At 67.8% G+C, this 24,520-nt stretch carries 23 protein-coding genes; 10 read left to right on the top strand and 13 right to left on the bottom strand.

The window, feature by feature from the left end:
- Positions 1–24: 24 nt before the first annotated feature.
- The 5 genes from QMO76_RS24775 to QMO76_RS24795 all read right to left on the bottom strand — a co-directional run bounded on the left by QMO76_RS24775 (position 25) and on the right by QMO76_RS24795 (position 4,277).
- The gene (locus QMO76_RS24775) at positions 25–1,218 is read right to left on the bottom strand and encodes an MCE family protein (RefSeq protein WP_306363725.1); all 1,194 of its coding nucleotides are present in this window, start codon (positions 1,216–1,218) and stop codon (positions 25–27) included.
- Positions 1,219–1,227: 9 nt separating this feature from the next.
- Positions 1,228–2,079 carry an ABC transporter permease gene (locus QMO76_RS24780; protein WP_306363726.1) on the bottom strand — a complete coding sequence of 284 codons (852 nt, stop codon included), beginning with the start codon at positions 2,077–2,079 and terminating at the stop codon, positions 1,228–1,230.
- 4 nt (positions 2,080–2,083) lie between these two features.
- Positions 2,084–2,848 carry an ABC transporter permease gene (locus tag QMO76_RS24785; RefSeq protein ID WP_029925419.1) on the bottom strand — a complete coding sequence of 255 codons (765 nt, stop codon included), beginning with the start codon at positions 2,846–2,848 and terminating at the stop codon, positions 2,084–2,086.
- Positions 2,849–3,140: 292 nt separating this feature from the next.
- Positions 3,141–4,043 (bottom strand): 3-oxoacyl-ACP reductase, encoded by a 903-nt coding sequence (locus tag QMO76_RS24790; protein ID WP_306363727.1) that lies wholly within the window; start codon positions 4,041–4,043, stop codon positions 3,141–3,143.
- A 45-nt stretch (positions 4,044–4,088) separates the two neighbouring features.
- Entirely contained in the window at positions 4,089–4,277 is a 189-nt protein-coding gene (locus tag QMO76_RS24795; protein ID WP_029925417.1) for a ferredoxin, read from the bottom strand.
- A 153-nt stretch (positions 4,278–4,430) separates the two neighbouring features.
- Between QMO76_RS24795 and QMO76_RS24800 the strand changes: the two genes are divergently transcribed.
- The 3 genes from QMO76_RS24800 (at position 4,431) to QMO76_RS24810 (ending at position 7,326) form a co-directional block, all read left to right on the top strand.
- The gene (locus tag QMO76_RS24800; protein WP_306363728.1) at positions 4,431–5,624 is read left to right on the top strand and encodes an acyl-CoA dehydrogenase family protein; all 1,194 of its coding nucleotides are present in this window, start codon (positions 4,431–4,433) and stop codon (positions 5,622–5,624) included.
- A 22-nt stretch (positions 5,625–5,646) separates the two neighbouring features.
- Positions 5,647–6,768: an acyl-CoA dehydrogenase family protein gene (locus QMO76_RS24805; RefSeq protein ID WP_306363729.1), complete on the top strand. Its 1,122-nt coding sequence runs from the start codon at positions 5,647–5,649 to the stop codon at positions 6,766–6,768.
- Between the two features lie 144 nt (positions 6,769–6,912).
- Positions 6,913–7,326, top strand: a complete 414-nt coding sequence (locus tag QMO76_RS24810; RefSeq protein WP_306363730.1) for a VOC family protein — start codon at positions 6,913–6,915, stop codon at positions 7,324–7,326.
- A 164-nt stretch (positions 7,327–7,490) separates the two neighbouring features.
- On the opposite strand, the gene QMO76_RS24815 is transcribed toward QMO76_RS24810, so the two are convergent.
- Both QMO76_RS24815 and QMO76_RS24820 read right to left on the bottom strand, forming a co-directional pair.
- On the bottom strand, positions 7,491–8,507 hold the full coding sequence (locus QMO76_RS24815) for a sigma-70 family RNA polymerase sigma factor (protein WP_306363731.1): 1,017 nt from the start codon (positions 8,505–8,507) through the stop codon (positions 7,491–7,493).
- A 163-nt stretch (positions 8,508–8,670) separates the two neighbouring features.
- Positions 8,671–10,317, bottom strand: a complete 1,647-nt coding sequence (locus QMO76_RS24820) for an acyl-CoA synthetase (protein ID WP_306363732.1) — start codon at positions 10,315–10,317, stop codon at positions 8,671–8,673.
- 106 nt (positions 10,318–10,423) lie between these two features.
- Here QMO76_RS24820 and QMO76_RS24825 point away from each other — a divergent pair, with 106 nt between their 5' ends.
- Entirely contained in the window at positions 10,424–11,119 is a 696-nt protein-coding gene (locus QMO76_RS24825; RefSeq protein ID WP_306363733.1) for a maleylpyruvate isomerase family mycothiol-dependent enzyme, read from the top strand.
- 24 nt (positions 11,120–11,143) lie between these two features.
- Here the strand turns inward: QMO76_RS24825 and QMO76_RS24830 are convergent, their stop codons facing one another.
- The gene (locus QMO76_RS24830; protein WP_306363734.1) at positions 11,144–12,181 is read right to left on the bottom strand and encodes an LLM class F420-dependent oxidoreductase; all 1,038 of its coding nucleotides are present in this window, start codon (positions 12,179–12,181) and stop codon (positions 11,144–11,146) included.
- A gap of 184 nt (positions 12,182–12,365) precedes the next feature.
- On the opposite strand from QMO76_RS24830, the gene QMO76_RS24835 reads away from it, so the two are divergent.
- The 4 genes from QMO76_RS24835 to QMO76_RS24850 are packed head-to-tail and all read left to right on the top strand — an operon-like array spanning position 12,366 to position 16,011.
- On the top strand, positions 12,366–13,286 hold the full coding sequence (locus QMO76_RS24835; RefSeq protein ID WP_372342079.1) for a Zn-ribbon domain-containing OB-fold protein: 921 nt from the start codon (positions 12,366–12,368) through the stop codon (positions 13,284–13,286).
- A gap of 15 nt (positions 13,287–13,301) precedes the next feature.
- On the top strand, positions 13,302–14,378 hold the full coding sequence (locus tag QMO76_RS24840) for a thiolase domain-containing protein (RefSeq protein WP_306363736.1): 1,077 nt from the start codon (positions 13,302–13,304) through the stop codon (positions 14,376–14,378).
- On the top strand, positions 14,375–15,589 hold the full coding sequence (locus QMO76_RS24845) for a thiolase domain-containing protein (protein WP_306363737.1): 1,215 nt from the start codon (positions 14,375–14,377) through the stop codon (positions 15,587–15,589). The genes QMO76_RS24840 and QMO76_RS24845 overlap by 4 nt, the downstream gene beginning before the upstream one ends.
- A complete protein-coding gene (locus tag QMO76_RS24850; RefSeq protein WP_306363738.1) occupies positions 15,586–16,011 on the top strand; it encodes a nuclear transport factor 2 family protein in 426 nt (141 codons plus the stop codon). Before QMO76_RS24845 ends, QMO76_RS24850 begins: the two co-directional genes overlap by 4 nt.
- A 141-nt stretch (positions 16,012–16,152) precedes the next feature.
- On the opposite strand, the gene QMO76_RS24855 is transcribed toward QMO76_RS24850, so the two are convergent.
- Positions 16,153–17,394, bottom strand: a complete 1,242-nt coding sequence (locus tag QMO76_RS24855; RefSeq protein WP_306363894.1) for a cytochrome P450 — start codon at positions 17,392–17,394, stop codon at positions 16,153–16,155.
- A 149-nt stretch (positions 17,395–17,543) separates the two neighbouring features.
- Here QMO76_RS24855 and QMO76_RS24860 point away from each other — a divergent pair, with 149 nt between their 5' ends.
- On the top strand, positions 17,544–18,710 hold the full coding sequence (locus QMO76_RS24860) for a steroid 3-ketoacyl-CoA thiolase (protein ID WP_306363739.1): 1,167 nt from the start codon (positions 17,544–17,546) through the stop codon (positions 18,708–18,710).
- A gap of 360 nt (positions 18,711–19,070) precedes the next feature.
- Complete coding sequence (locus QMO76_RS24865) at positions 19,071–19,487, top strand: helix-turn-helix domain-containing protein (protein WP_011207048.1); 417 nt, start codon at positions 19,071–19,073, stop codon at positions 19,485–19,487.
- A gap of 485 nt (positions 19,488–19,972) precedes the next feature.
- Here QMO76_RS24865 and QMO76_RS24870 read toward each other — a convergent pair whose 3' ends face one another.
- The 4 genes from QMO76_RS24870 to QMO76_RS24885 form a co-directional block, all read right to left on the bottom strand.
- Entirely contained in the window at positions 19,973–20,998 is a 1,026-nt protein-coding gene (locus QMO76_RS24870) for a hypothetical protein (RefSeq protein WP_306363740.1), read from the bottom strand.
- Between the two features lie 55 nt (positions 20,999–21,053).
- Positions 21,054–21,572 (bottom strand): ImmA/IrrE family metallo-endopeptidase, encoded by a 519-nt coding sequence (locus tag QMO76_RS24875; protein WP_029925400.1) that lies wholly within the window; start codon positions 21,570–21,572, stop codon positions 21,054–21,056.
- Between the two features lie 10 nt (positions 21,573–21,582).
- The gene (locus QMO76_RS24880; RefSeq protein ID WP_306363741.1) at positions 21,583–23,049 is read right to left on the bottom strand and encodes a hypothetical protein; all 1,467 of its coding nucleotides are present in this window, start codon (positions 23,047–23,049) and stop codon (positions 21,583–21,585) included.
- A 419-nt stretch (positions 23,050–23,468) separates the two neighbouring features.
- Positions 23,469–24,380, bottom strand: coding sequence for an SDR family oxidoreductase (locus tag QMO76_RS24885; protein ID WP_306363742.1), 912 nt, complete (start codon positions 24,378–24,380; stop codon positions 23,469–23,471).
- Between the last annotated feature and the right edge of the window lie 140 nt (positions 24,381–24,520).

A 24,520-nucleotide genomic window follows, 5' to 3' on the forward strand; every position in this document is an offset into this window, starting at 1 on the left:
CCGCATCCGGCCTGAACCGCGCCACTACTTCACCCCCGGCAATCCGGCGAACAACAATTCGAAGACGGTGCCCTCATTGAGACTCGGCTGGGTCGGCGGCTGCCAGACATGCCCCTCCGAGGTGTCGGTGACCAGGTAGTTGGCCTTGTCGCCGGTCTCCCAACCGGTGACGTCCGCACAGTGCGGTCCGCCGGTGGCGTTCACCTTGGGCAGATCCTCCGGGTACTTGTAGGGCTCACCGGCGGGCATCAGGCTGGCGTTCATGGAGACCGCCGGGTAGCGACCGCCGAAGATCTCACCGTAGAGCGGCATCAGCGGGCCGAGGCCGTTGACGACGCAGGACACCGCGGTGCGGTACTCGTACAGGGTGTCGGTGACCGGGTGCAGCAGTCGAAGCGCTTCCACCAGCGGCGATTCCGTCTCGTTCAGGATCGGGGTGGCGGTGTCGGCCAGTCCGATGATGTTGGTGAGCACCAGATCCAGGTCCCCGGACCGCTCGGCCAGCGTGCCGCCGGTGACCACCAGATTGTCGGTGGTGCGCAGCAGATCCGGCACGGTGTCGGCGTAGAGGCCGGTGACCTGTGTGGTCTTGCGCAGATCCTCCTGCAGGGTGGGCAGTGAGGGGTTGATGTCGCGCAGGAACGCCTCACTGTCGACGAGCAACTGGTTGATCTTCTCGCCGCGACCCTGCAATGCCGAACCAACGGCCTGCAACGTGGCATTCAGCTTCTCCGGCTCGATTTTCGCGAGCACGTCATTGAGATGCTGGAACAGCGTATTGAATTCGACGGTAACCGAACTCGCCCGCACCACCGCGCCGGGTTGCAGAGGTTCCAGCGAAGCATTCTGCGGCGCAACGAAATTGATATATTTCGCGCCGAATACCGTGGTGGACCGAATATCCACGACGGCATTGGCGGGGACCATCCGAAGTTGGTCCGGATCGAGTTCGAGATCGATGCGCGCACCGTCGGCGGTGTCGTGCACACCGGCGACCCTGCCGATTTCCACGCCGCGGATCTTGACCTTGGCGTCCGGGTCGAGCACCAGGCCGCTGCGCGGCGATTCGACGGACACCCGCACGGTGTTCTCGAAGCCGCCCGCGAACATGACCAGGCAGACGGTGACCACGGCCACCACACCCAGCACCATGCCCAGTCCGGCCAGCCGGACCACCCACGGTTCGTCGAGACTTCGTTGTTTTCGCGTACGCGCCATGTCGCCGCCCTACCCGGAGAGATTGAAGTTGCCGGAGGTGCCGTAGATGGCCAGCGAGATCAGCAGCGTCACGGTGACGACCGCGACCAGGGAGGCCCGCACGGCGTTGCCGACGGCGACTCCCACGCCGACCGGCCCACCCGCGGCGTGGAAGCCGTAGTAGGTGTGAATCGCCATGACCGCCAAGGCCATGAAGATCGCCTGCGCGAACGACCACAGAATGTCGCTGGGAATCAGGAAGGTTTCGAAGTAGTGGTCGTAGACACCCGCCGACTGCCCGTAGATCACCACGGTCGCGAAGCGACTCGCGATGAAGGAGGCGATCACGGCGAGTGAGTACAGCGGAATGATGGCGATGATGCCCGCGAGAATCCGGGTGCCGACCAGGAAGGGCACCGGTCGAATCGCCATGACCTCCAACGCGTCGATCTCCTCGGAGACCCGCATGGCGCCCAGTTGCGCGGTGGTGCCCGCGCCCAGGGTCGCCGCCAAGCCGATGCCCGAGATCACCGGCGCCGCGATGCGCACATTGATGAACGCGGCGAAGAAGCCGGTCAGCGCCTCGACGCCGATATTGCCGAGAGAGCTGTATCCCTGCACGGCGATGGTGCCGCCCGCGGCGAGGGTCAGGAAGCCGACGATCACGACGGTGCCGCCGATGACCGCGAGCGCGCCGGTGCCCATGGAGATCTCGGCGATGAGCCGAACGGTCTCGGTGCGGTAGTGCACCAGCGCCCGCGGCACCGAGGCGATCGACTGCGCGTAGAACACGGCGTGCTTGCCGACGGAGTCGATGCCATCGCCGACACGTCTGACCCGCTTGGTGATTCGCGGAAATCGGGATTCGATCACGAAAGCCATCGGATCACCGCGCCGTGAACTTGATGCCGACCGCGGTGACGACCACGTTGACCACGAACAACACCATGAAGGAGAAGACGACGGTCTGGTTGACCGCGTCGCCCACGCTCTTGGGGCCGCCCTTCACGTTCAGCCCCAGGTAGCAGGCGACCAGTCCGGCCGCGAGCCCGAACAGGGTGGCCTTCACTTCGGAGATGACGAGTTCCGGGAAGTGCGTCAGCAGCGTGATGCCGTTGACGAACGCGCCCGGATTGACGTCCTGCAGGAAGACCGAGAACAGGAAGCCGCCGAGAATGCCGATGGTGCTGACGAGGCCGTTGAGCAGTGCCGCCACGAACATGGAGGCGAGCACGCGCGGTACCACCAGGCGTTGGATGGGATCGATGCCGAGCACCCGCATGGCGTCGATCTCCTCGCGGATGGTGCGGGCGCCGAGATCCGCGCAGATGGCGGTGGCTCCCGCCCCGGCCACGATGAGCACGGTGACCATCGGGCCGACCTGGGTGATGGACCCGAAGGCCGCGCCCGCGCCGGACAGGTCGGCCGCGCCGATCTCCCGGAGCAGGATATTGAGCGTGAAGCTGACCAGCACCGTGAACGGGATCGCCACCAGCAGGGTCGGGATGATCGATACTCGGGCCACGAACCACGCTTGTTCGATGAATTCGCGGCGCTGAAATGGGGGCCGTACCGCGGCGCGAGCGACGCTTCCGGCGAGTTCGAAGAACCCTCCGACCGCCCGCAACGGCACGGCAAGAACGTCGTTCATTCCCGCGTTTCCTCCTGCCCCTGCCTTGCTTTATAGCGCACGAGATCTGAATGTGATCTACGCCCCGCTGAATGATTAGAACACGTTCACTCGGTCTGCGTAAGGCTTTCGCAGGTTTTGAACTGCTCTTTTTCTCTGTGGGATCTGGACGCTCGAGAACTTGTTCACTACAGGATCGCGCTCGTGTCTGAGACAGCCCTTGTGAGGCGTCCCACACCGTTGAACCCCATTCCTACCAATAGTTGATCGTGTGATCAACCGGGGGCCGGACGTAACCCCCGCTATGGGAAACTCAGTCCAGATCCATCAGCGACGACGCCGAAAAGGTAGCGCCGGAAGGGCGTTCGGCAAAATACCCGCCGAGTGTCGCGGCGAGTCCCGCCGCGGTCCACTCACCCTCGGCATCGAAGCGCCGCTCGACGACCGGCGCGGCCATCAGCGCGACCATCGGGCCGTACACCACGAACAGCTGGCCGGAGATCAGCTCGGCCGCCGGGGAGGCGAGGTAGGCCACCAACCGGGCGACATGGTCCGGGGACAGCGGATCGGGCCCGTCCTGCGGCGCGGCCGAGAAGACGTTCTCCGTCATGGCGGTGCGCGCCCGCGGGGCGATGGCATTGGCCGTCACGCCGAAGCGCGCCAGTGCGCGCGAGGCCGAGAGGGTCAGCGCGGTGATACCGGCCTTGGCCGCACCGTAGTTCGCCTGCCCCTCCGGACCGAGCAGTCCGGCTTCGGAAGAGGTATTGACAATGCGCCCGTACACGGGCGCGCCCGCCTCCTTGGACTTGGCGCGCCAGTAGGCGCCCGCATTGCGGGTCAGCAGGAAGTGTCCGCGCAGGTGCACCGCGACGACGGCGTCGAAATCCTCGTCGGACATGTTGAACAGCATGCGGTCCCGGGTGATGCCCGCATTGTTGACCACGATGTCCACCCCGCCGAAGGCTTCCTCGGCGGTGCGGATCAGCGCGTCGGCGGTGGCACGCTCGGCGATGCTGCCCGCGACGAATTCGGCCTTCGCGCCCAGCGCTCGGATATCGGCGAGGGTAGCGTTGACCGCGTCGTTCTCGGCCAGATCGTTCACCACGACCGACGCCCCGGCACCGGCAAGGGCCAGGGCTTCGGCCCGGCCCAATCCGGCGCCGCCGCCGGTCACGATCGCAACCCGGCCCGCAAGACTCACATCAGAAACGCTCACCGGGCAGACTTTAGAACGTGTTACACCTTGCTAGCAAGGATGGTTTCAGACAAGTTTCAGGGCCGCCTTCGGGCACTGCGCCACGGCCGTGCGAACATCGTCCTCCTGATCGGCCGGCACCTCGGCGGCGGTGATGTGCAGGATGTCCTCGTCATCGAGATCGAACACGTCGGGGGCGATTCCGACACAGATGCCGTTCGCCTCGCACTGGTCGAGATCGACGGTGACCTTCATAGCCAACTCCTTTGCCACAGCTACGGGCCGAGCCTAACAAGGGTGTCCGGGCCGGGACACCCGAAAGGCCGGTTTCAAGGGTCCATACTGGAACATGTTTCAGTAGTTATGCAATGATCGCTGAAAGCTGGAAAGAAGGCATGAGGTAGCACTATGCGCATTGCGTATACGCCCGAGCAGGAACAGCTGCGCGCCGAGCTGCGCGAGTACTTCGCTCGACTGATCACCCCGGAACGACGCGAAGCCCTGTCGGCCCAGACCGGCGAGTACGGCCAGGGCAACGTGTATCGCGAGGTCGTCGCCGAGATGGGCCGCGACGGCTGGCTGGCACTGGGCTGGCCCAAGGAGTACGGCGGGCAGGACCGCTCCACCATGGATCAGCTGATCTTCACCGACGAGGCCGCCATCGCGGGCGCGCCGGTGCCGTTCCTGACCATCAACTCGGTCGCGCCGACCATCATGCACTACGGCACCGAGGAGCAGAAGAAGTTCTTCCTGCCCAAGATCGCCGCGGGCGAACTGCACTTCTCCATCGGCTACTCCGAACCCGGCGCGGGCACCGATCTGGCCTCGCTGCGCACCACCGCGGTCCGCGACGGCGACGAGTGGATCATCAACGGCCAGAAGATGTGGACCAGCCTCATCGCCTACGCCGACTACATCTGGCTGGCCGTGCGCACCGACCCGAACGCCAAGAAGCACAAGGGCATCTCGATGTTCATCGTGCCGACCACGGCCGAGGGCTTCTCCTGGACCCCGGTGCACACCATGGCCGGCCCGGACACCAGCGCCACCTACTACCAGGACGTGCGGGTCGCGCACAGCGCAATGGTCGGCCCGGAGAACGGCGGCTGGTCGCTGGTCACCAACCAGCTCAATCACGAGCGGGTGGCGCTGACCTCGTCCGCCCCGCTGGCGCTGGCCGTGCGGCAGACCGTCGAGTGGGCGCGCGAGGCCAAGACGTCCAACGGTTCCCGCGTCATCGACCAGGAATGGGTGCGGATAAATCTGGCGCGCGTGCACGCCAAGGTGGAGTACCTGAAGCTGCTCAACTGGGAGATCGCCTCCCGGGCCGACGCGGGTGGGGATGCCGCGCCGCGCCCGTGGGACGCCTCCACCTGCAAGGTGTACGGCACCGAACTGGCGACCGAGGCGTACCGGCTGCTCATGGAGGTGCTCGGACCGCAGGCGTACCTGCGCCAGGACTCGCCGGGCGCGCAGCTGCGCGGGCGGCTGGAGCGCATGCACCGCGCCTGCCTGATCCTCACCTTCGGCGGCGGCACCAACGAGGTGCAGCGCGACATCATCGCCATGACCGCCCTGCGGCAGCCGCCGGCCACGCGTTGATATTGGAAAGCTAGGTACCCCCATGGATTTCACCCTGACCGAAGCGCAGCAGGATCTGGCCCGGCTCACCGCCGAGGTGACCGGCAAACTCGTCACCGCCGACCGGCTGCGCGAACTCGACCGCGCCACCGATGCCGAGGGCAACGACACCGTGCGCTTCGACACGGCGCTGTGGAAGTCGCTGGCCGAGACCGGCGTCCTGGCGGCGGCCCTGCCGGAAGCGGTGGGCGGCAGCGATTTCGGCGTGCTGGAGCAGACCGCCGTGCTGCGTGAGCTCGGCAGGTCGGTCGCGGCGGTGCCGTACCTGTGGTCGGCGGTGCTCGGTGCGGGCGCGCTGGCCGCCTTCGGCTCCCCGGAGCAGCGCGAACTGGCCGCGACCGCCGGAACCGGCGAGACCATCCTGACCGTGGCGCTGAGCGAGGAACGCAACTGGGAGCCCGCCACACCGGTCACCACGGCCGACGAGAACGGCTCCTGGCGGCTGTCCGGCGTCAAGATCGCGGTGCCCTTCGCCCGGCAGGCGGCGCGAATCCTGGTGCCCGCCACAGTGAACGGCCAGGCCGCCGTCTTCCTGGTCGATCCCGCCGACCCCACCGTGCACCTCGCCGACCAGCTGGTCACCGACCGCTCCCCCGAGGCGGAGGTCGAATTGGCCGGTGCCCCGGCGGAATTGGTGGGCACCCTGGAGCAGGGCCCGGAGATCCTGGCCTGGCTGCTGGAGCGCGCCTGGCTGGGCCTGGCCGCCCAGCAGCTCGGCACGGTGGAGCGCGGCCTGGAACTGGTGGCCGAATACGCCCGCGAGCGTGAGCAGTTCAACCGCAAGATCGGCAGTTTCCAGGCGGTGGCGCAGCGCCTCGCCGACGCCTACATCGACGTGCAGGGCGTGCGCCTGGCCGTGCAGCAGGCGGCCTGGCGACTGGCCGAGGGTCTGGACGCCGCCGCCGAGATCCACACCGCCAAGTACTGGGCGGCCGACGCGGGGCACCGCATCGCCCACACCGTCGTACACGTGCACGGCGGCGTCGGCATCGACCGCGACCACATCGTGAACCAGTACTTCACCGCCGCCAAGCACAACGAGTTCGCCCTCGGCGGCGCGAGCGACCACCTGCGCGCCCTGGGCGGCATCCTGGCCGCCAGCTGAGGTCACCCGACGGGCGGCGGCACGGATTCCGGGCCGCCGCCCTTCTTTGTTTCCGGCCTTGTCCCAGGGGCACCGATGAGTTTTCGATGTCCGCTCCGTCCTTACCTGTGACACGCAACGAGTACGCGCCGAGAGGACGACATCATGGCCAGCAAGATGATCTTCATCAATCTCCCCGTTTCCGATCTGGACCGGTCCAAGGGGTTCTACGAGGCGCTCGGCTGGAAGGTGAATCCGGACTTCACCGACAACAACGCCGCCTGCATCGTGGTGGACGACAACATCTGCCTGATGCTGCTGACCAAGGAGTTCTTCACCAACTTCAGCAAGCGTGCCATCGCCGACACCAAGGGTACGGTGGGCGCGGCCTACGCCCTGTCGCTGGCCAGCGCCGCCGAGGTGGACAGCCTGGTCGAAGCCGCCCTGAAGGCCGGCGGCACCGAGGAGGCCGACGACAGCCGCCGCGAGCAGGAGGCCGGGGCGGGCATGTACGGCCGCACCTTCATCGACCCGGACGGCCACCAGTGGGAGCCGTTCCACATGAACTACCCGGGCTGATACCCCGACCCTTCGCATTCCACGACCGCCGCGACGCGGGTGGCGCGGTACTCGTACCGACATGCGAACGGCCCGACGGGTATACACCCGGCGGGCCGTTCACGCGTGCCGTCGCGCCGACGCCGGACCACCCCGGCGTCATCCACCATGCGCGCCGACAGGGTCTACGCGGTGGTCGAAACCTCCGCACCTTCGCGCCACTCCTGCGGCAAACCGAAGAGCGGGAACAGTTTATCGGTGTCGAGGAAGAAGTTGAGACCGGAAATGCGATCTCCATCCAGTTCGAGCACGGTGATCGACCACGGCAGCCACAGACCGGGCTCATCGCTCGGCTTGTAATGACCGAAGGCGGGCAAACCGTTCGCACCCGCCAGCGGCACCATGCGCGAATCGCGGCAGGCGCGGCCGTGCCCGAGCATGAAGGCGGCCACATTGTCCGGACCCGACACCCACAGCGAGATGGGCGGCATGGACAGCGCCACATCCTCTTTCAGCAGGGAGGTGAGAGCGTCCATGTTGTAGGACTCGAACGCCTTGACGAAGTCGTCGACGAGTTTGCGCTGCTGCTCATCGGTTTCGTCGAAGGTCTTGCCCTCGTCGGGCTGCACCTTGGACATGGTGGCGCGGGCGCGCTGCAGGGCGCTGTTCACCGAGGCCGGCGACATCATGAGCATGTCGGCGGTCTCGTTCGCGGAGAAGCGCAGCACCTCGCGCATGATCAGGATGGCGCGCTGGGTGGCGGGCAGATGCTGCACCGCGGCCACGAAGGCCAGCCGCAGCGTGTCCTTCGCCGAGGCATGGTCGGCGGGATCCGCACCGAAGGCCAACGCGTTCGGAATGGGCTCCACCCACACGTAGTCCGGTTCCGGCATGGGCATCGGCGAATCGGGCGTGGACGGCCCGTTCAGGTCCATGGGCCGGGCGCGCCGCTGTGGGCCGTCCAACATGTCCAGACAGACATTGGTGGTGATCTTGTAGAGCCAGGAGCGCAGACTGGAGCGCCCCTCGAACGACTCGTAGGACTTCCAGGCGCGGGTGAACGCCTCCTGCACCGCGTCCTCGGCCTCGAAGGAGGACCCCAGCATGCGGTAGGCGTAGGCACACAGCTCGCGGCGGTGCCCCTCGAACGACTGCAACACCTCATCGAGGGAGGTGGTGGACCTGCCGGACTGCTTGCTCATAGGGCCACTCTGGCACACCCCACCGACATGTTGGGAAGATCGGAAAGGACTGCCTTCCATACCTTTCGGCTATGACCGAATCCTCGGATGATCCCTTGTTTTCGCAGGTGGGCAGGGCTGCGGCCGGTCGCGGCACGGATCGCGACCGGCCTGCGGCCCGGCCCTACTTTCCGGCGGGCGCGGGCGCGTCCTCGTCGGCGGGACGCTCCTCGGTCTGCGCCTTGGCCCACTTGTAGTCGGGCTTGCCCGCGGGATTGCGCTTGATCTGCTCCACGAACCACAGCGCACGCGGCATCTTGTACGACGAGATCTCCTGCGTCAGCACCGGCCGCAGCTCCTCGAGCGTGGGCCGGTTCTCGCCGCGACACTGCACGACCGCGACCACCTTCTGCCCCCAGCGCTCGTCCGGCACCCCGACCACCAGCGCGTCGAAGATCTCGGGATGGCACTTGAGCGCCCCCTCGACCTCCTCCGGGTAGATCTTCTCACCGCCGGAGTTGATGCTCACCGAGCCGCGGCCCAGCATGGTGACGGTGCCGTCCTCCTCGACCCGAGCGTAGTCGCCCGGAATCGAGTACCGCTTGCCGTTGAACTCCTTGAAGGTGGCCTTGGTCTTGGCCTCGTCCTTGTAGTACCCGAGCGGGATGTGCCCGCTGCGGGCCAGGAAGCCGATCTTGCCGGACCCGGGCTCGCACGGATTGCCGTCCTCGTCGAGCACCTGCGTGGAGGCGTCGATCTTCACGCGCGGGCCGCCGGTGTGGTTCTGCCCCTTGGTGACCACGGACAGCCCCCCGAAACCGGTCTCCGAGGAGCCGATGGAGTCGCTGATCATCCGGTTCGGCAGCAGCTCGAGCATCTTGTCCTTGAGCGTCGGCGAGAACAGGGCCGCGCTGCTGGCGATGACGTAGAGGCTCGACGGGTCGTAGGGCTCACCGGTTTCCGGATTGCCCTCGAGCAGCGCGTCGACCATGGGCCGGGCCATGGCGTCACCGGTGATGAAAATGAGGTTGATCTTGTGCTTTTCGACGGCCCGCCACAGCCCGTGACCGCTGAACTCCGCGAGCATGAGGGTCTTCCCGCCGCCGAACAGGCTCTGGAAGGTGGCCCACTGCGAGCCGCCGTGGATCATCGGGGCGACCGGGTACCGGACCATCTGCGGGTTGGCGGCGCCCATCTTGGCGAGCTCCCACTCATCGGTGACGTATTCACCGGTGAGGAAGTTGATTCCGCCGCCGAGCACCCGCCAGACATCCTCCTGCCGCCACATGACGCCCTTGGGCATACCCGTGGTGCCGCCGGTGTAGAGCATGTAGATGTCGTCGGGCGAACGGTCCTCGAAATCGCGCTCGGCAGAGCAACCGGCAAGCGCCGCTTCGTATTCCACCGCACCCTCGGGTAGCGGCAGGTCGGTGCCGTCCTCCACCACGAGGACCGCCTTCAGATGCGGCACCTTCGGCCACACATTGGCGACCTTGTCGCTGTAGCGACGTTCGACCACCAGCGCGACCATATCCGAGTTGTCGAAGATGTACTGCAACTCGTTCTCGACATATCGGAAGTTCACGTTGACCATGACCGCGCGGGTCTTGAACACCGCCACCATGGCCTCGATGGCCTCGATGGTGTTCCGCGAGTAGATACCCACCTTGTCGCCCGGTTGCACCCCCTGTTCTCGCAGGTAGTGCGCGAGCTGATTGGCTCGCCCCTCGAGCTCGGCATAGGTAACCGAGCGAGTGTCGTCGACCAGGGCGACGTTATCCGGCATGAGGTCGATGGCGTGTTCGACAAGGTCCGCTATGTTGTGGCTCACATGATGAAAATAGAACGTGTTCCTGTGTGTGACAAGACACAATTCTCAATTCGTACCACGGGAAATTGTGGCTGCCGCCACAGAGTACGTCGTTTACCGTGGGCGCATGGACTTCTTGGCGATCTTGCGCGACCGGCTCACGGCCTTCGGCGAGCTCATCACCGCGGACGTCGACCTCACCGCGCCGGTGCCCACCTGCGGCGACTGGACCCTCCACGATCTGGTCGAGCACATGGGGCGCGGAAATCAATGGGTGGTGACCGCGGTCGCCGAACTGCGCGGCGACGACGACGGCGAACCCGCGCCGCGCGACCCGGCCGAACTGCGGGCCTGGTTCGACCGGACCTCCGACGCCCTCGTCGCCGCGCTGTCGGCCGATCCGGCCACGGAGGCATGGACTTTCACCCGATCGGCCCCGCGCACCGTCGGATTCTGGCGTCGCCGCCGCACCCACGAGACGGTCATGCATCTCTGGGACGCGCAGTCCGCGCTCGGAGCCGCCGCGCCGATCGACGCCGCCCTGGCCGACGACGGCATCGCGGAGGTCTTCGACATGTTCGCGCAGCGCATGATCGACCGCGGGCTGGCGACCCCGCCCGAGGCCGCCGTGCAGGTGCGGACCACCGACACCGGGACCATCCGGACCTACGGCAAGGGTGAGCCGACCGCCGAGATCGCCGCGCCCGCATCGGATCTGCTCCTGCTGCTGTGGCAGCGCAAGCCGAGTTCGGATCCGGCGTTCGCCTGGCAGGGCGACCGGGAGTCCGGCGAGAGCGTGCTCGCGGGTCCGCTCACGCCGTGACCGGGACAGAATCTAGAACTCGTTCTACGACTGGATCAGGGGGGTGAGACGGGCCAGCTGCTCGGTATCGCGCACCCCGACGAGCAGCATGGTGACGCCCGCGTCCTCCCACACCTTCAGCTGTTCGCGCACCTGCGCCGCATTGCCGACGATCATGGTGTCGAGCATGAGCTCGTCCGGCACCGCGGCCGCCGCCTCATCCTTGCGGCCGGCGCGGAACAGCCGGGTGATCTCCTCGACCTGCTCGCCGTAGCCCATCCGGCGGTACACCTCGGCGTGGAAGTTCAACTCCTCCGCGCCCATGCCGCCGATGTAGAGCGCCATGACCGGGCGCAGCCGATCCAGCTCGGCCTTCGGATCGTCGGTGAGGATCACCTGGGCGGTGGCGGCGATCTCGAAGTCCGCCCGCGAACGCCGGGCGCCCGCCCGCGCGAAACCCTCGTCCAGCCAGGAGTTGTACATGTCGGCCAGTCGCGGGGTGTAGTAGATGGCCAGCCAGCCGTCGGCGATCTCGGCGGTCAGCGCCACGTTCTTCGGGCCCTCGGCCCCCAGCCAGATGGGCAGGTCCGCGCGCAGCGGATGGGTGATGGGCTTGAGCGGCTTGCCCAGGCCGGTCGCGCCCGGACCGGCGTAGGGCAGCGGATAGTGCGGTCCGCCGCTGGTCACCTTGGCCTCGCGGGCCAGCACCTGCCGCACGATCGACACGTATTCGCGGGTCCGCTGCAACGGCTTGGCGAACGGCTGTCCGTACCAGCCCTCGACCACCTGCGGTCCGGAGACGCCGAGCCCGAGAATGTGCCGTCCGCCGCTGAGATGATCCATGGTCAGCGCGGCCATGGCGGTGCCCGTGGGGGTGCGCGCCGACATCTGCACCACCGACGTGCCCAGCCGCACCCGGCTGGTGCTCGAACCCCACCACGCCAGCGGCGTGAACGCGTCCGATCCCCACGACTCGGCCGTGAACACCGCGTCCCATCCGGCCGCCTCGGCCGCGACGACCAACTCCCGGGCGTTGGTGGGCGGCTGTGCACCCCAATAACCGAGTTGCAACCCGAACCGCATAACCGTTCCCTTCTTCCGAGATCAATTCCCCCGCTGGGCGCGGGGGCGAAGCGCCTTGTCAACGCTTATGGGGGCGCGGGGGCGAGGCCCCCGGCACCGCGAAGCCTTGCCACCAGAATAAGAACCTGTTCTACTCGATTCCGTGACTCTGGGGAACACCGAAGTACTCGCCGCGCCGCTGCGGATGCAGTTCGATTACACCCGCTCCACCGGTCCGACCATCGGCCGCTTCCTGACCGGCCTGCGCGCCGGGCAGATCGTCGGCGTGCGCGGTTCCGACGGACGCGTGATCGTGCCGCCAGCGGAATTCGATCCGATCACCGCCGAACCGCTGACCGAGTTCGTGGATGTCGCCGACGTGGGCACCGTGCAGTCGTGGAGCTGGGTGGCCGAACCGCTGCCGGGCCAGCCCTTCGACCGCCCCTTCGCCTGGGCGCTCATCAAACTCGACGGCGCGGACACCGCCCTGCTGCACGCCGTGGACGTGTCCTCGCCCGCGGACATCAGCACCGGCATGCGGGTGCGGGCGCGCTGGGCCACCGAGCGCAAGGGCTACATCCACGACATCGCCTGCTTCGAGCCCGGCGAATTCTCCGTCGCCGCGACCCCTTCGGCGGAGGCCGAGCCGATCACGGGCATCGTCACGCCGATCGACCTGAGCTTCAAGCACACCGCCGCGCCGCAGGAGACCGCCTTCCTGAAAGCACTGGTGGAGGGCAAGCTGCTCGGCGCGAAGGCGGGCGGTGACGGCAAGGTGTACTTCCCGCCGCGCGGCGCGGACCCGCGCACCGGCGCACCCACCGAGGACTACGTCGACCTGCCCGACACCGGCATCGTCACCACCTACTGCGTGGTCAACGTGCCGTTCCAGGGCCAGCGCATCAAGCCGCCGTACGTGGCCGCCTACATCCTGCTGGACGGCGCGGACATCCCCTTCCTGCACCTGGTGCTCGGCATCGACGCCACCGAGGTGCGCATGGGCATGCGGGTGAAGGCCGTGTGGAAACCGCGCGAGGAATGGGATTACGGGCTGGACAACATCTCCCATTTCGAGCCCACCGGCGAGCCCGACGCCGAGTACGAGACCTTCGCGCACCACCTGTAGAGAGGCGCTGAAACCTTGAGTAACACAACGGATATCGCGGTGGTGGGGTTCGCGCACGCACCGCATGTGCCGGAGACCTTCGGCACCACCAACGGCGTGGAGATGTTGCAACCGTGCTTCACGCGGCTGTACGACTCGCTCGGCATCGAAACCGCCGATATCGACTTCTGGTGCTCCGGCTCCTCGGATTACCTTGCCGGGCGCGCCTTCTCCTTCATCTCGGCCATCGACTCCATCGGCGCGGTGCCGCCCATCAACGAATCCCACGTGGAGATGGACGCGGCCTGGGCGCTGTACGAGGCATGGGTGAAACTCCGCTCCGGACAGGCGAAGACGGCGCTGGTGTACGGCTTCGGCAAGCCCTCGGCGGGCACGCTGCGCCAGGTGCTCACCCTCCAGACCGACCCCTATGTGGTCGCGCCGCTGTGGCCGGACGCGGTGTCCATGGCCGGATTGCAGGCGCGGGCCGGACTGGACGCCGGACGCTGGAGCGAACAGGACATGGCCGCCGTCGCCGCCAACAGCGCCGCCGCCGCGGCCGCCTACGGCGAGGCGACCGAGACCGCCCGAGCCGAGACCGATATCGAGAAGCTGCTGGCCGCGCCCTATGTGGCCGACCCCTTCCGCGCCCACGACATCGCGCCCATCACCGACGGCGCGGCCGCCATCGTGCTGGCCGTTGGCGACCGGGCGCGCGAGCTGTGCGACCGGCCCGCCTGGCTGACCGGCATGGCGCACTACATCGACACCCCCATGCTGGGCGCGCGCGACCTCACCGTCTCGGAGTCCACCGCCCGCGCGGCCCGCGCCGCCATCGGCGACGGCCCCGCCGGATTCGATGTCGCCGAGCTGAACGCGCAGTACAGCCACGAGGAACTCATCCTCAAACAGGCCATCGGACTCAACGGTTCCACCCGCATCAACCCTTCCGGCGGACCGCTGGCGGGCAACCCCCTGTTCGCGGCGGGTCTGGAGCGCATCGGCTTCGCCGCCACCGAGATCATCAACGGCAATGCGGAACGCGCGCTGGCCCACGCCAGCAGCGGTCCGGCATTGCAGCAGAACCTGGTCGCCACCTTGGAGGCACGATGAACGCAGCAGCGCACAGCGATTCGGTGAGGGGTGGTGGCCGGGCGACGGGCAACCCTGCCGCCGTACTCGGCACGGGCCAGACCAACCATGTGACCAAGCGGTCGGACGTGTCCATGGCGGGTATGTGCCGCGAGGCCATCGACCGCGCGCTCGCCGACGCCGAACTCACCATGGCCGATATCGACGCGGTCGTCATCGGCAAGGCCCCCGACTTCTTCGAGGGCTCCATGATGCCGGAGCTGTTCCTCTCCGATGCCCTGGGCGCGACCGGGAAGCCGCTGCTGCGCGTGCACACCGCCGGTTCGGTGGGCGGCTCCACCGGCGTCGTGGCCGCCAATCACGTCCAGGCGGGCGTGTACGGCAAGGTGCTCGCCGTCGCCTGGGAGAAGCAGTCGGAATCCAATGCCATGTGGGCGCTGTCGAATCCGGTGCCCTTCACCAAGCCGGTGGGCGCGGGCGCGGGCGGCTACTTCGCCCCGCACGTGCGCGCCTACATCCGCCGCGCCAATGCCCCGCTGCACATCGGGGCCATGGTCGCGGTGAAGGACCGTCGCAACGGCGCTCGCAACCCGCTCGCCCACCTGCGGCAGGCCGATATCACCATGGAGTCGGTGCTGGCCTCCCAAATGCTGTGGGACCCCATTCGTTTCGACGAGACCTGCCCGTCCTCGGACGGCGCGTGCGCGCTGGTCATCGGCGACGAGTCCGCGGCCAAGGAGCAGGAGGCCCGCGGCCGGAAGGTGGCGTGGGTGCACGGCACCGCCATGCGCACCGAACCGCTCGCCTACGCCGGGCGCGATCAGGTGAACCCCCTGGCCGGAAAGGACGCCGCCCGCGCCCTGTGGGAGCAGGCCGGCATCACCAATCCGCTCGAGGAGATCGACGCGGCCGAGATCTATGTGCCGTTCTCCTGGTTCGAGCCCATGTGGCTGGAGAACCTCGGCTTCATGCCCGAGGGCGAGGGCTGGAAACTCACCGACTCCGGCGACACCGCCATCGGCGGGAAGCTCCCGGTCAATCCGTCCGGCGGCGTGCTGTCGTCCAACCCGATCGGCGCGTCCGGGCTCATTCGCTTCGCCGAGGCCGCCAAGCAGGTGATGGGCCGGGCGGGCGACTACCAGGTGGAGAACGCCCGCAAAGCCTTCGGCCACGCCTATGGCGGCGGCTCGCAGTACTTCTCGATGTGGGTCGTGGGGAGTGAGCAGCCGTGACCACCACCACCGAGCATCCGGCGCGGGTCGCCGGGGCAGCCTCGCAGGCCGCCGTCCGGGCGCGCGACAAGGCGGCCTGGGTCGCGCTCTTCGCCGCCGACGGCATTGTCGAGGACCCGGTCGGCCCGTCCTTCTTCGACCCCGAGGGCAAGGGGCACCGCGGCGCGGAGGCCATCGCGGCATTCTGGGACAAGGCGATCGCCCCGACCGAGCAGATCGAATTTCACTTCGAGGACTCCTTCGCCTGCGGTCGCGAGATCGCCTTCACCGGGAAGATCCGCACCTACATGGGCGGCCAGGTGATCGACGCCGAGGGTGTCTTCACCTACAAGGTGGACGAGGACGGGAAGATTCTCGCCCTGCGCGCCTTCTGGGAACAGGAGCGCGCCATGGCGACCATGAAACCCGCTGGAACACGCTAGAACCCGTGCCCGCCCGCCGTGCGGGCGGGCACCGGGCGTTCGTCAGGGCGTGCGACATGTGGCCCGGAAAGCGCGGCGGGCGGCCGGAGTTCCGGACGCCCGCCGCGTTCTTCGTCTCAGTCTTCGTCTCAGCTCTTGGTCTCAGTGCTGCACGGGGCAGGTCCGGTAGTCGACCTCGAACTCCTTGATCCCGTTGAGCCAGCCCGAGCGCAGCCGCCGGGGATCGCCGATGCCGGTGATATCCGGCATGTGGTCGGCGATGGCATTGAAGATGATCTCCACCTCCAGGCGCGCCAGATTCGCGCCGATGCAGAAGTGCGCACCGGTACCGCCGAAGGACAAGTGCGGGTTGGGATCCCGCAGGATGTCGAAGGTGAAGGGGTTCTCGAACACCTCTTCGTCGAAGTTGGCCGACCGGTAGAGCAGCACCACCCGCTGCCCCTTCTCGATCCGGACGCCCGAGAGTTCGGTGTCCTCCAACGCCGTGCGCTGGAACATGCTGACCGGCGTGGCCCAGCGGATGATCTCGTCCGCCGCCGTCAGGGGCCGCTGCTGTTTGAACAGCTCCCACTGCTCCGGATTCTCGAGGAAGGCGAGCATGCCGTGCGTGGTGGCATTGCGGGTGGTCTCGTTGCCCGCCACGGCGAGCATCATGACGAAGAAGCCGAACTCCTCCGACGACAGCGACTCACCGTCGATCTCGGCCTGCACCAGCTCGGTGACGATATCGCTGGCCGGACACCGCTTGCGCTCCTCGGCCATCTGGTACGAGTAGCCGAGGATCTCGGTGGAGGCGACCAGCGGGTCGGCATCGCTGTCCGGATCGTCGTAGCCGGTCATCTCGTTGGACCAGCGGAAGATCTTCTTCCGGTCCTCCTGCGGTACACCGATCAGCTCGGCGATGGCCTGCAGCGGCAGTTCGGCCGCCACCTGCTCGACGAAGTCGCCGCGCCCCGACTCGGCGGCGGCCCGCACGATCCGCTCGGCGCGCGCGGTCAGCTCGGCGCGCAGGCCGTTGATCACGCGCGGCGTGAAGCCCTTGGCGATGATCTTGCGCAGCTTGGTGTGCTCGGGGGCGTCCTTGTTCAACATCACGAACCGCTGCATCTCGATCTGCTCGCGGGTGATGTCGTCGTTGAAACGCGGGATGGCGGTGTTCTCGTAGTTGGAGAACACATCGCTGCGACGGGAGACCTCCTTGACGTCGGCGTGCTTGCTGACCACCCAGAAGCCGTCGTCGTGGAAGCCGCCCACTTCCGGCGATTTGGGGTTCCACCAGATGGGGGCCGTCCGCCGCAATTCGGCGAATTCTTCGACCGGGACTCGGCTCGCCCACATGTCCGGGTCCGTGACATCGAATCCGTCCGGCACATTGGGCCGCATTGAGGTGTCGACCACCAGCAGTCTCCTTTGACCGACTGAAACACGTTCTACCATCATTGAAGCACAGGTGGTACGACTGAGGAAGATGAATTAGTAAACAGCTGTAACAGAATCCGAACCTGTTTCAGTTTGTATCCGAAAGGAACGACATGGGTACTCCCGTCATCGTCGAGGCCGCGCGCACACCCATCGGCAAACGCAATGGCTGGCTGGCCGGCCTGCACGCCGCCGAACTGCTCGGCGCGGCACAGCAGGGCGTGCTCGAACGAGCGGCCTTGGATCCCCTACTGGTGGAGCAGGTCGTCGGCGGCTGCGTCATGCAGGTCGGCGAGCAGTCGAACAACGTCACCCGCACCGCCTGGCTGCACGCGGGCCTGCCCTGGCAGACCGGCGCGGTGACCATCGACAACCAGTGCGGATCCGCCCAGCAGGCCGCGGGCCTGGTCGCCGGACTCATCTCGACCGGGGCCATCGAGGTCGGCCTGGCGTGCGGCATCGAGTCCATGAGCCACGTGCCGCTCGGCGCCAATGTCGGCACCCACGCCGGGCCCCGCCGTCCGGCGAGCTGGGATATCGACATGCCCGACCAGTTCACCGGTGCGGAGCGAATCGCCAAGCGGCGCGGCATAACCCGTGACGACACCGACGCCCTGGGCGAGCGCTCGCAGCGCCTGGCCGCGCAGGCGTGGGCGGAGGGCCGCTTCGACCGCGAGGTGCTGACCATCAAGGGCGCGCCGCAGGTGGACAAGGAGGGCAACCTCACCGGCGAGACCATGGACGTCACCCGCGATCAGGGCCTGCGCGAGACCACCCGCGAGGGCCTGGCGAAGCTGAAGCCGGTGCAGGAGGGGGGTATTCACACCGCGGGCACGTCCTCGCAGATTTCCGACGGTGCCGCAGCCGTTCTACTCATGGATGAAAAGGCCGCCGAGCGCAATGGTTTGCGCCCGCGCGCCCGCATCGTGGCCCAGTGCCTGGTCGGCGGCGAGCCCGAATACCAGCTCGACGGACCGGTGCAGGCGTGCGCCCGCCTGCTGGAGCGCAGCGGCATGAGCATGAGCGATATCGACTTGTTCGAAATCAACGAGGCTTTCGCATCCGTGGTGCTGTCGTGGGCATCGGTGCACAAGCCCGACTTCGACCGGGTGAATGTCAACGGCGGCGCCATCGCGCTCGGACACCCGGTCGGCAGCACCGGATCGCGGTTGATCACAACGGCTTTGCACGAGCTGGAGCGCTCCGGCAAGAGCACCGCCATGATCCTCATGTGCTGCGGTGGCGCACTCGCGACGGGCACGATCATCGAACGGGTCTAGTCCCCAACCTTTTTCGGCCACGAGGTTGAACATTCATCCTACGACCCGTCAAACGTGGCGTACGCCACACAAACTTCGGTACAGACAAGATGATGACTCGTCAGCTATCTTATAGCTACTGGCGGCCCGTTGCGGAAGACCTTCGCGACGGGCCAGAACCGGGGCTCTTAAGCCATCCGCAAGAACCGTGAGGGTGGCCCGCAAACGCCCAAGCCACAGCGGCTTCGCCGGATCACCGTCGAGAAGGTTCAAGGAAATCGCGAATCAGGCGTAGGTTTTCAGTTACTGAGCCGCTAATATCAATGATACGTATCCGAGATAACGACTGTTAGTACAGCGAAGGGAATTGGGCGGCTCACAATGGCTGATTTCGCGGCGCGGCTGAACAAGCTGTTCGAAACCGTGCATCCCCCGGGGCGTAAGCCGCACACCAACGCAGAGGTGGCGGCGGCCTTGACGGCCTCCGGCCATCCGATCTCGAAACCGTATCTGTCACAGCTGCGGTCGGGACAGCGCACGAATCCGTCGGACGAGACGGTGGCTGCACTGGCGAAGTTCTTCAAGGTCAAGCCTGACTACTTCTTCAACGACATCTACGCTGCCAAGATCGATCATGATCTGGAGTTGCTGTCCCAGCTGCAGGGCTACGGACTGCGTCGGCTGTCGAGTAGGGCCTTCGACCTCTCCGAAGAATCACAGAACCTCCTCACCTCCATGGCGGAGAAGTTGCGGGCATCAGAGGGGCTGCCCGAAATTCCTCCGGACGGCACGGAATAGGCCCTGCCTCAAGGCAACACAGTGCGGGTGACTCGGAACCGCACTGTGTTGGTTTGTCACAGGACTCCTCCAGCCGGTTCCATGAGGAGCATCTGAACGATACGGCGCTGCTTGCAGGGCGGCGTCGCCATCGTGTGGCTGGCACGCGGGGTGTTAGACCGGTCTCAGGGCACAGAGACCATGTGGCGTACACCCCTGCGCGGAGCAGATATGCGCACTCCTGGCATATCGCTGCGCGGGGTCCGAGAACATATCGGTGAGACGACCTCCCCTGGTGTGCATCGCGCAGATTGTCGGGCGATGCACCGGATACGGCCACGGGGGGTCGTTTCGTTTTGCTGGATTTCCGATCGAGTTGTGCAAACCGCACACCCGAACTGTGCAAAGTGCACTTTCAGATGTACAGAACGGTCATGCCCATCGCCATTGCGGCGCACTTATGACCGGAATCCACCGAATGCGGATCCCGGTCGAATAGGTGCGTTTCAGCGCTGCGCCGACGGCTGACCGGCCCCGCTTTCCAGCGCCTCGTCGAAGGCGCGAGCAATGGCCTGAGCCCAGCCGCGCGGGCTCACGCCGGGCGGCGGAGCGATCCACCGACCGTCTACCACGGTCTCGCCGAAGGGATTCCGCGCCCACAGCGCCACCCGCTCGGCCCGTTCGGTCACCGATTCGGGTGGCGCACCGGCATCGGCCAGCTCCACGCCGCCGCCGGACTGCAGGAACAGGGCGTCCATGATCTGCGCCACCTGGTCGGACGCCTTGAGCTGGGTGGTGGACCCGGTCTGATCCTTGGTCACCACCTCCGGGAAGCGCGCCACCAGCACCCGGTGCAGGGTGCGAATCTCCCGCAGCAGCAAGCGCGCTCGCAGCCAGAGCTCGATCACGATCCACACCGCGCCCATGGCGATCAGCAGCGACGCGATCTGCCAGGCGGGCCAGAACCAGTCCGGTTGCTGCGGTTTCGGCATGGTCGCGTGATCTATCTCACGTCGCAGCGACAGCGTCGACAGCACGCCGACCACCAGGGTGCCGGTGGTGTAGAGCGCGATGCCGCGGCCCAGGGTGGTCCAGTCCAGGTTGCGCACGCCGGTGATGACGATGAAGACGCAACCGAGCAGGGCGACCACCCAACCGAAGGTGGTGGACCACACCAGGGTGATGATCATCGCGACGAGCCCGCCGGCGTAGATCATCCAGGAGATCTGGCGCAGATTCCGGCGTGACACCACCGGCCACGCCGCCGCGGCCACCACCGAGGTCGAGGTCACGAACAGCGCCCAGAGCATGGGAGTGAGCCTGTCGGACAACCACATTCCGCGCACCCCGGCCGGGGCGATGTGATCCACCGCCACCGCGACATCCGGAATCGCGACGGTGGAGGCCGCCGCGACGGACGCCACCGCGATCACGATCGCCACCCGCGCGGTGGTCGCGGGCTTGACCAGCACCCGGCCCACCCGCGCCCCGGCCGCCATCCAGACCAGTAGCGCCGTCAACCAGAAGGTCATGCCGTGTCCTCCCGTCCGAGGGGTCCACCGTGGTCACACCCGACGCCGCATCCGGTCATCCGAGTGCCTCGTCGAAGCGCAGAACCGAGACGCCCGCGCCTCGGCTGTTGAATACACGCAGTCGGGTCATGAGCATGTTCGCGAAGGTCTCCGCCTCCCACTCGCACAGTTCGTCCTCGCCGAGATCCACGATCTGCTGGTGCGCGCGCTGGCTGAGCATGTAGGCGATGAGATCCTCGCTGGCCTCCAGCGTGACCTCGGTCGCGGCCTCGCCCGGATGGTCGAACACGATATGCCCCAGCTCGTGCGCGAGCGTGTGCTCGCGCGTGGGTAGCGCGGCGGCCAGCACGATCACATCCCGGTCCGGGTAGCTGCGGCGCTGTCCGCACACACCCGGGCCCAACTGCGCGCTGGCGATCTCGATGGGCCGCCGCCGCTCCAGCGAGATGGCGTCCACCACCTCGTCGAGGGTGGTGGCGTCGAAGTCGGCGGCGACCGCGCACACCGCGTCGACGGCGGCCGCCACCCGGCGGTAGGACCTGCTGGCGCTGCTATGCGCTCGACTCTCGGTCATCGCTGCCCCCTCACGCCCTCGGGCCGAAGAACTGGGCGCGCGCGGCGTCGATCCGCGCCTGCGCCGCCGACGCGCTCTGCGCGCTCACCGCACCGGAACCCACGCCCGCCAGCGTGAGCGCTATGAGTCCGCCGATGACCGACAGCAGTTTGATCGGTGGCAGCAGACCCGTGTCGGATGTGGGCCGCACCTGCGGATCCGGCTGTGCCACCACAGGATCGGACGCCGCCGGCGGCGCCGGTTCCGCCGGTGGCTCGGGAGCCGGAGCCGCCGCCACCTCCACGGGCGGCGCGACCACCGGAGCCACCGCGGGCAGCGGCACCTGGGGCGCGGGCGGTGTCGGAATTTCCAGCGGTATGGGCGGAGGCACCGGCGCGGGCGTCGGCTGCGGAATCAGCAGAAGCAGCAGCGGGGACGCGCAGACGGCGGCCGAACCAGCTCCCGCCGAACCCAGCGCGCCCGAACCCGTTGCCGCCGAACCGGCCCCGGCCGAACCGACGGCAGCCGATCCGGCCCCGGCGGAACCGACGGCGGCCGAACCGACCCCGGTCGATCCGGTCGCGGCCGAACCGAGCGCCGCGGAACCGGCACCGGAACCGGTGGCCGCGGAGCCCGCGGCCGATCCGGCACCCGCGGAACCCACTCCGGCCGAACCCACGGCAGCCGAACCGGTACACAGTGCGGCCAAGGCCGCCGACCCCGTCGCCGCGGAGCCGACCGCGGCGGAACCCACTGCGGCCGAACCGGTCCCGAGACCGGCCGAACCGGTGAAACCCAGCAGGGTCGCGAGCGTCGCGGCCGCCGAGCCGGTGCCGACCGCGGCCGAGCCCAGTGCCGCGGAACCGGTCGCCACACCGGCGGAACCGGTGAGCCCCAGCAGTGTGGCGAGGGTGGCCGCCGCCGAACCGGTGCCGACCGCGGCGGAACCCACTGCCGCCGAACCGGTCCCGAGACCGGCCGAACCGGTGAGGCCGAGCAGCGCCGCCATGCCTGCGGATCCGGTGCCGAGCACGGTGCCGGCACCGACTCCGGCGGAACCCACTGCGGCGGAACCCGTTCCGAGAGCGGCGGAACCCGTGGTCAGGGCGGCGGAACCCGAGCCGAGGACAGCCGATCCGGCTCCCGCGCCCGCCGAGCCGACGGCCGCTCCGGCCGAGCCGGTGGCGGCGGAGCCGGTGCCGAGGGCGGCGGAACCCGTTCCGGTGGCGGCGGATCCGGTGGCGGCGGAGCCAATGCCCGCCGAGCCGGTGGCGGCCGAGCCGATTCCGGCCGAACCGGTGCCGAGCAGAGCGCCGACCAGATCCCACGGACCGGCGGCGGGCGTCGGCTCCAGCGGGGCTTCGACGGGCTGGGGTGCGGGCGCGGGTTCGAGGTCGATCCCGCCGGGCTGGGCAAGGGCAGCCATGGGCCCGAGCAGCGTCGTAGCGGTGACCATCCCGGCCACCGCCACTATGCGCAAGGTGCGACCAACACTCACGCGACAGCCTTCCCCTCATCGGTATTACTGCGCAGTCCAATCGCCCGGTCGCCCCGATTGCCGGACCTTTGCGGAACGCGGGTCATGCTACCGACAACCCACCCACCCCGCACAACTCTTCCCGGCATTAGGGGCTTCAACCAACCGTACGTCCACCCCTGCTCCGACACGCCGAATATCACAAACCGCCCCAGGACAATTCGGGCGTAACACCCGCACCACCGCGCAGCTCACCCCGCCGGTCGCGCCATTGTGAGACCACCTGGTCCGCACACGACCGATCGGTTTGCTGTGCCGGAAACGAAATAGGTTGCGGGAGAGCGGTCCACGATAGCCGCCACCGCGAAATGTGATGATGGACACAAAAGAACGTCGCCGGTACCCCGCGAGCGGTACCGGCGACGTGAGATCTACGGGTGCTACGCCCCGTAGACCGGCTCGGGCTCGGTGGCCTTGCTCAGCAGATCGCGGACGACCGGACCGAGCTCGGCGGGCTCCCAGCGCGCCCCGCGGTCCACCGAGACGCCGTGCCGCCAGCCGTCGGCGACGGTCACCCTGCCGCCCTCGACCTCGAACATGCGGCCGGTGACACCGGCGGAGTCGGCACTGCCCAGCCAGACCACCAGGGGTGAGACGTTCTCCGGCGCCATGGCGTCGAAACCGTCCTCCGGGGCCGCCATCATGTCGGCGAAGACGGTTTCGGTCATGCGGGTGCGCGCGGCGGGCGCGATGGCGTTGACGGTGATGCCGTAGCGCGCGAACTCCGCCGCCGCGGTCAGGGTCAGGCCCGCGATACCGGCCTTGGCGGCGGCGTAGTTGCCCTGGCCGACACTGCCGAGCAGCCCCGCGCCCGAACTGGTGTTGATGATGCGGGCCTCGGGCCGACGCCCCGCCTTGGACTCGTTGCGCCAGTACTCCGCGGCGTGCCGCATGGGCGCGAAATGACCCTTGAGATGGACCTTGATCACGGCGTCCCACTCGTCCTCGCCGAGGTTCACCAGCATCCGGTCGCGCACGATGCCCGCATTGTTGACCAGCACGTCGAGGCGGCCGAAGGTTTCGACGGCGGTGGTGACCAGGCGGCGTGCGCCCTCCCAGTCGGAGATGTCGTCACCGTTGACCACGGCCTCGCCGCCGTGCGCCTTGATCTCCTCGACCACCTGCGCGGCCGGGGAGTCGGGGCTCGGCGCGCCGTCCAGCTCGGCGCCGAGGTCGTTCACCACGACCTTGGCTCCGGCGGCGGCGAAGGCGAGAGCGTGCGCGCGGCCGATGCCCCGGCCCGCACCGGTCACGATGACCACGCGGCCGTCGCAGATCTTGTTGTCCGTCATATCGATACCTCTGTGTCGGAAGAGTTGAGGCTCGGGGGCCCAGCCCCCGCGCCCCCGGCGGATGTGCGGTGTCGAGAGACGCGGGGCCCAGCCCCCGCGCCCCCGGTGGGCAAGCGGTGTCCGATCGCGCGGCGGAAGTG

It is taken from the genome of Nocardia sp. CC227C (assembly GCF_030767025.1).
In the GTDB taxonomy this organism is placed as follows: Bacteria; Actinomycetota; Actinomycetes; order Mycobacteriales; family Mycobacteriaceae; genus Nocardia.

Excerpts from the sequence above, each read along its gene's own strand:
- QMO76_RS24775 (WP_306363725.1), bottom strand. The coding sequence starts at position 1,218 with ATGGCGCGTACGCGAAAACAACGAAGTCTCGACGAACCGTGGGTGGTC.
- QMO76_RS24780 (WP_306363726.1), bottom strand. The coding sequence starts at position 2,079 with ATGGCTTTCGTGATCGAATCCCGATTTCCGCGAATCACCAAGCGGGTC.
- QMO76_RS24785 (WP_029925419.1), bottom strand. The coding sequence starts at position 2,848 with ATGAACGACGTTCTTGCCGTGCCGTTGCGGGCGGTCGGAGGGTTCTTC.
- QMO76_RS24795 (WP_029925417.1), bottom strand. The coding sequence starts at position 4,277 with ATGAAGGTCACCGTCGATCTCGACCAGTGCGAGGCGAACGGCATCTGT.
- QMO76_RS24800 (WP_306363728.1), top strand. The coding sequence starts at position 4,431 with ATGCGCATTGCGTATACGCCCGAGCAGGAACAGCTGCGCGCCGAGCTG.
- QMO76_RS24805 (WP_306363729.1), top strand. The coding sequence starts at position 5,647 with ATGGATTTCACCCTGACCGAAGCGCAGCAGGATCTGGCCCGGCTCACC.
- QMO76_RS24810 (WP_306363730.1), top strand. The coding sequence starts at position 6,913 with ATGGCCAGCAAGATGATCTTCATCAATCTCCCCGTTTCCGATCTGGAC.
- QMO76_RS24815 (WP_306363731.1), bottom strand. The coding sequence starts at position 8,507 with ATGAGCAAGCAGTCCGGCAGGTCCACCACCTCCCTCGATGAGGTGTTG.
- QMO76_RS24825 (WP_306363733.1), top strand. The coding sequence starts at position 10,424 with ATGGACTTCTTGGCGATCTTGCGCGACCGGCTCACGGCCTTCGGCGAG.
- QMO76_RS24830 (WP_306363734.1), bottom strand. The coding sequence starts at position 12,181 with ATGCGGTTCGGGTTGCAACTCGGTTATTGGGGTGCACAGCCGCCCACC.
- QMO76_RS24835 (WP_372342079.1), top strand. The coding sequence starts at position 12,366 with ATGCAGTTCGATTACACCCGCTCCACCGGTCCGACCATCGGCCGCTTC.
- QMO76_RS24845 (WP_306363737.1), top strand. The coding sequence starts at position 14,375 with ATGAACGCAGCAGCGCACAGCGATTCGGTGAGGGGTGGTGGCCGGGCG.
- QMO76_RS24855 (WP_306363894.1), bottom strand. The coding sequence starts at position 17,394 with ATGCGGCCCAATGTGCCGGACGGATTCGATGTCACGGACCCGGACATG.
- QMO76_RS24860 (WP_306363739.1), top strand. The coding sequence starts at position 17,544 with ATGGGTACTCCCGTCATCGTCGAGGCCGCGCGCACACCCATCGGCAAA.
- QMO76_RS24865 (WP_011207048.1), top strand. The coding sequence starts at position 19,071 with ATGGCTGATTTCGCGGCGCGGCTGAACAAGCTGTTCGAAACCGTGCAT.
- QMO76_RS24870 (WP_306363740.1), bottom strand. The coding sequence starts at position 20,998 with ATGACCTTCTGGTTGACGGCGCTACTGGTCTGGATGGCGGCCGGGGCG.
- QMO76_RS24875 (WP_029925400.1), bottom strand. The coding sequence starts at position 21,572 with ATGACCGAGAGTCGAGCGCATAGCAGCGCCAGCAGGTCCTACCGCCGG.
- QMO76_RS24885 (WP_306363742.1), bottom strand. The coding sequence starts at position 24,380 with ATGACGGACAACAAGATCTGCGACGGCCGCGTGGTCATCGTGACCGGT.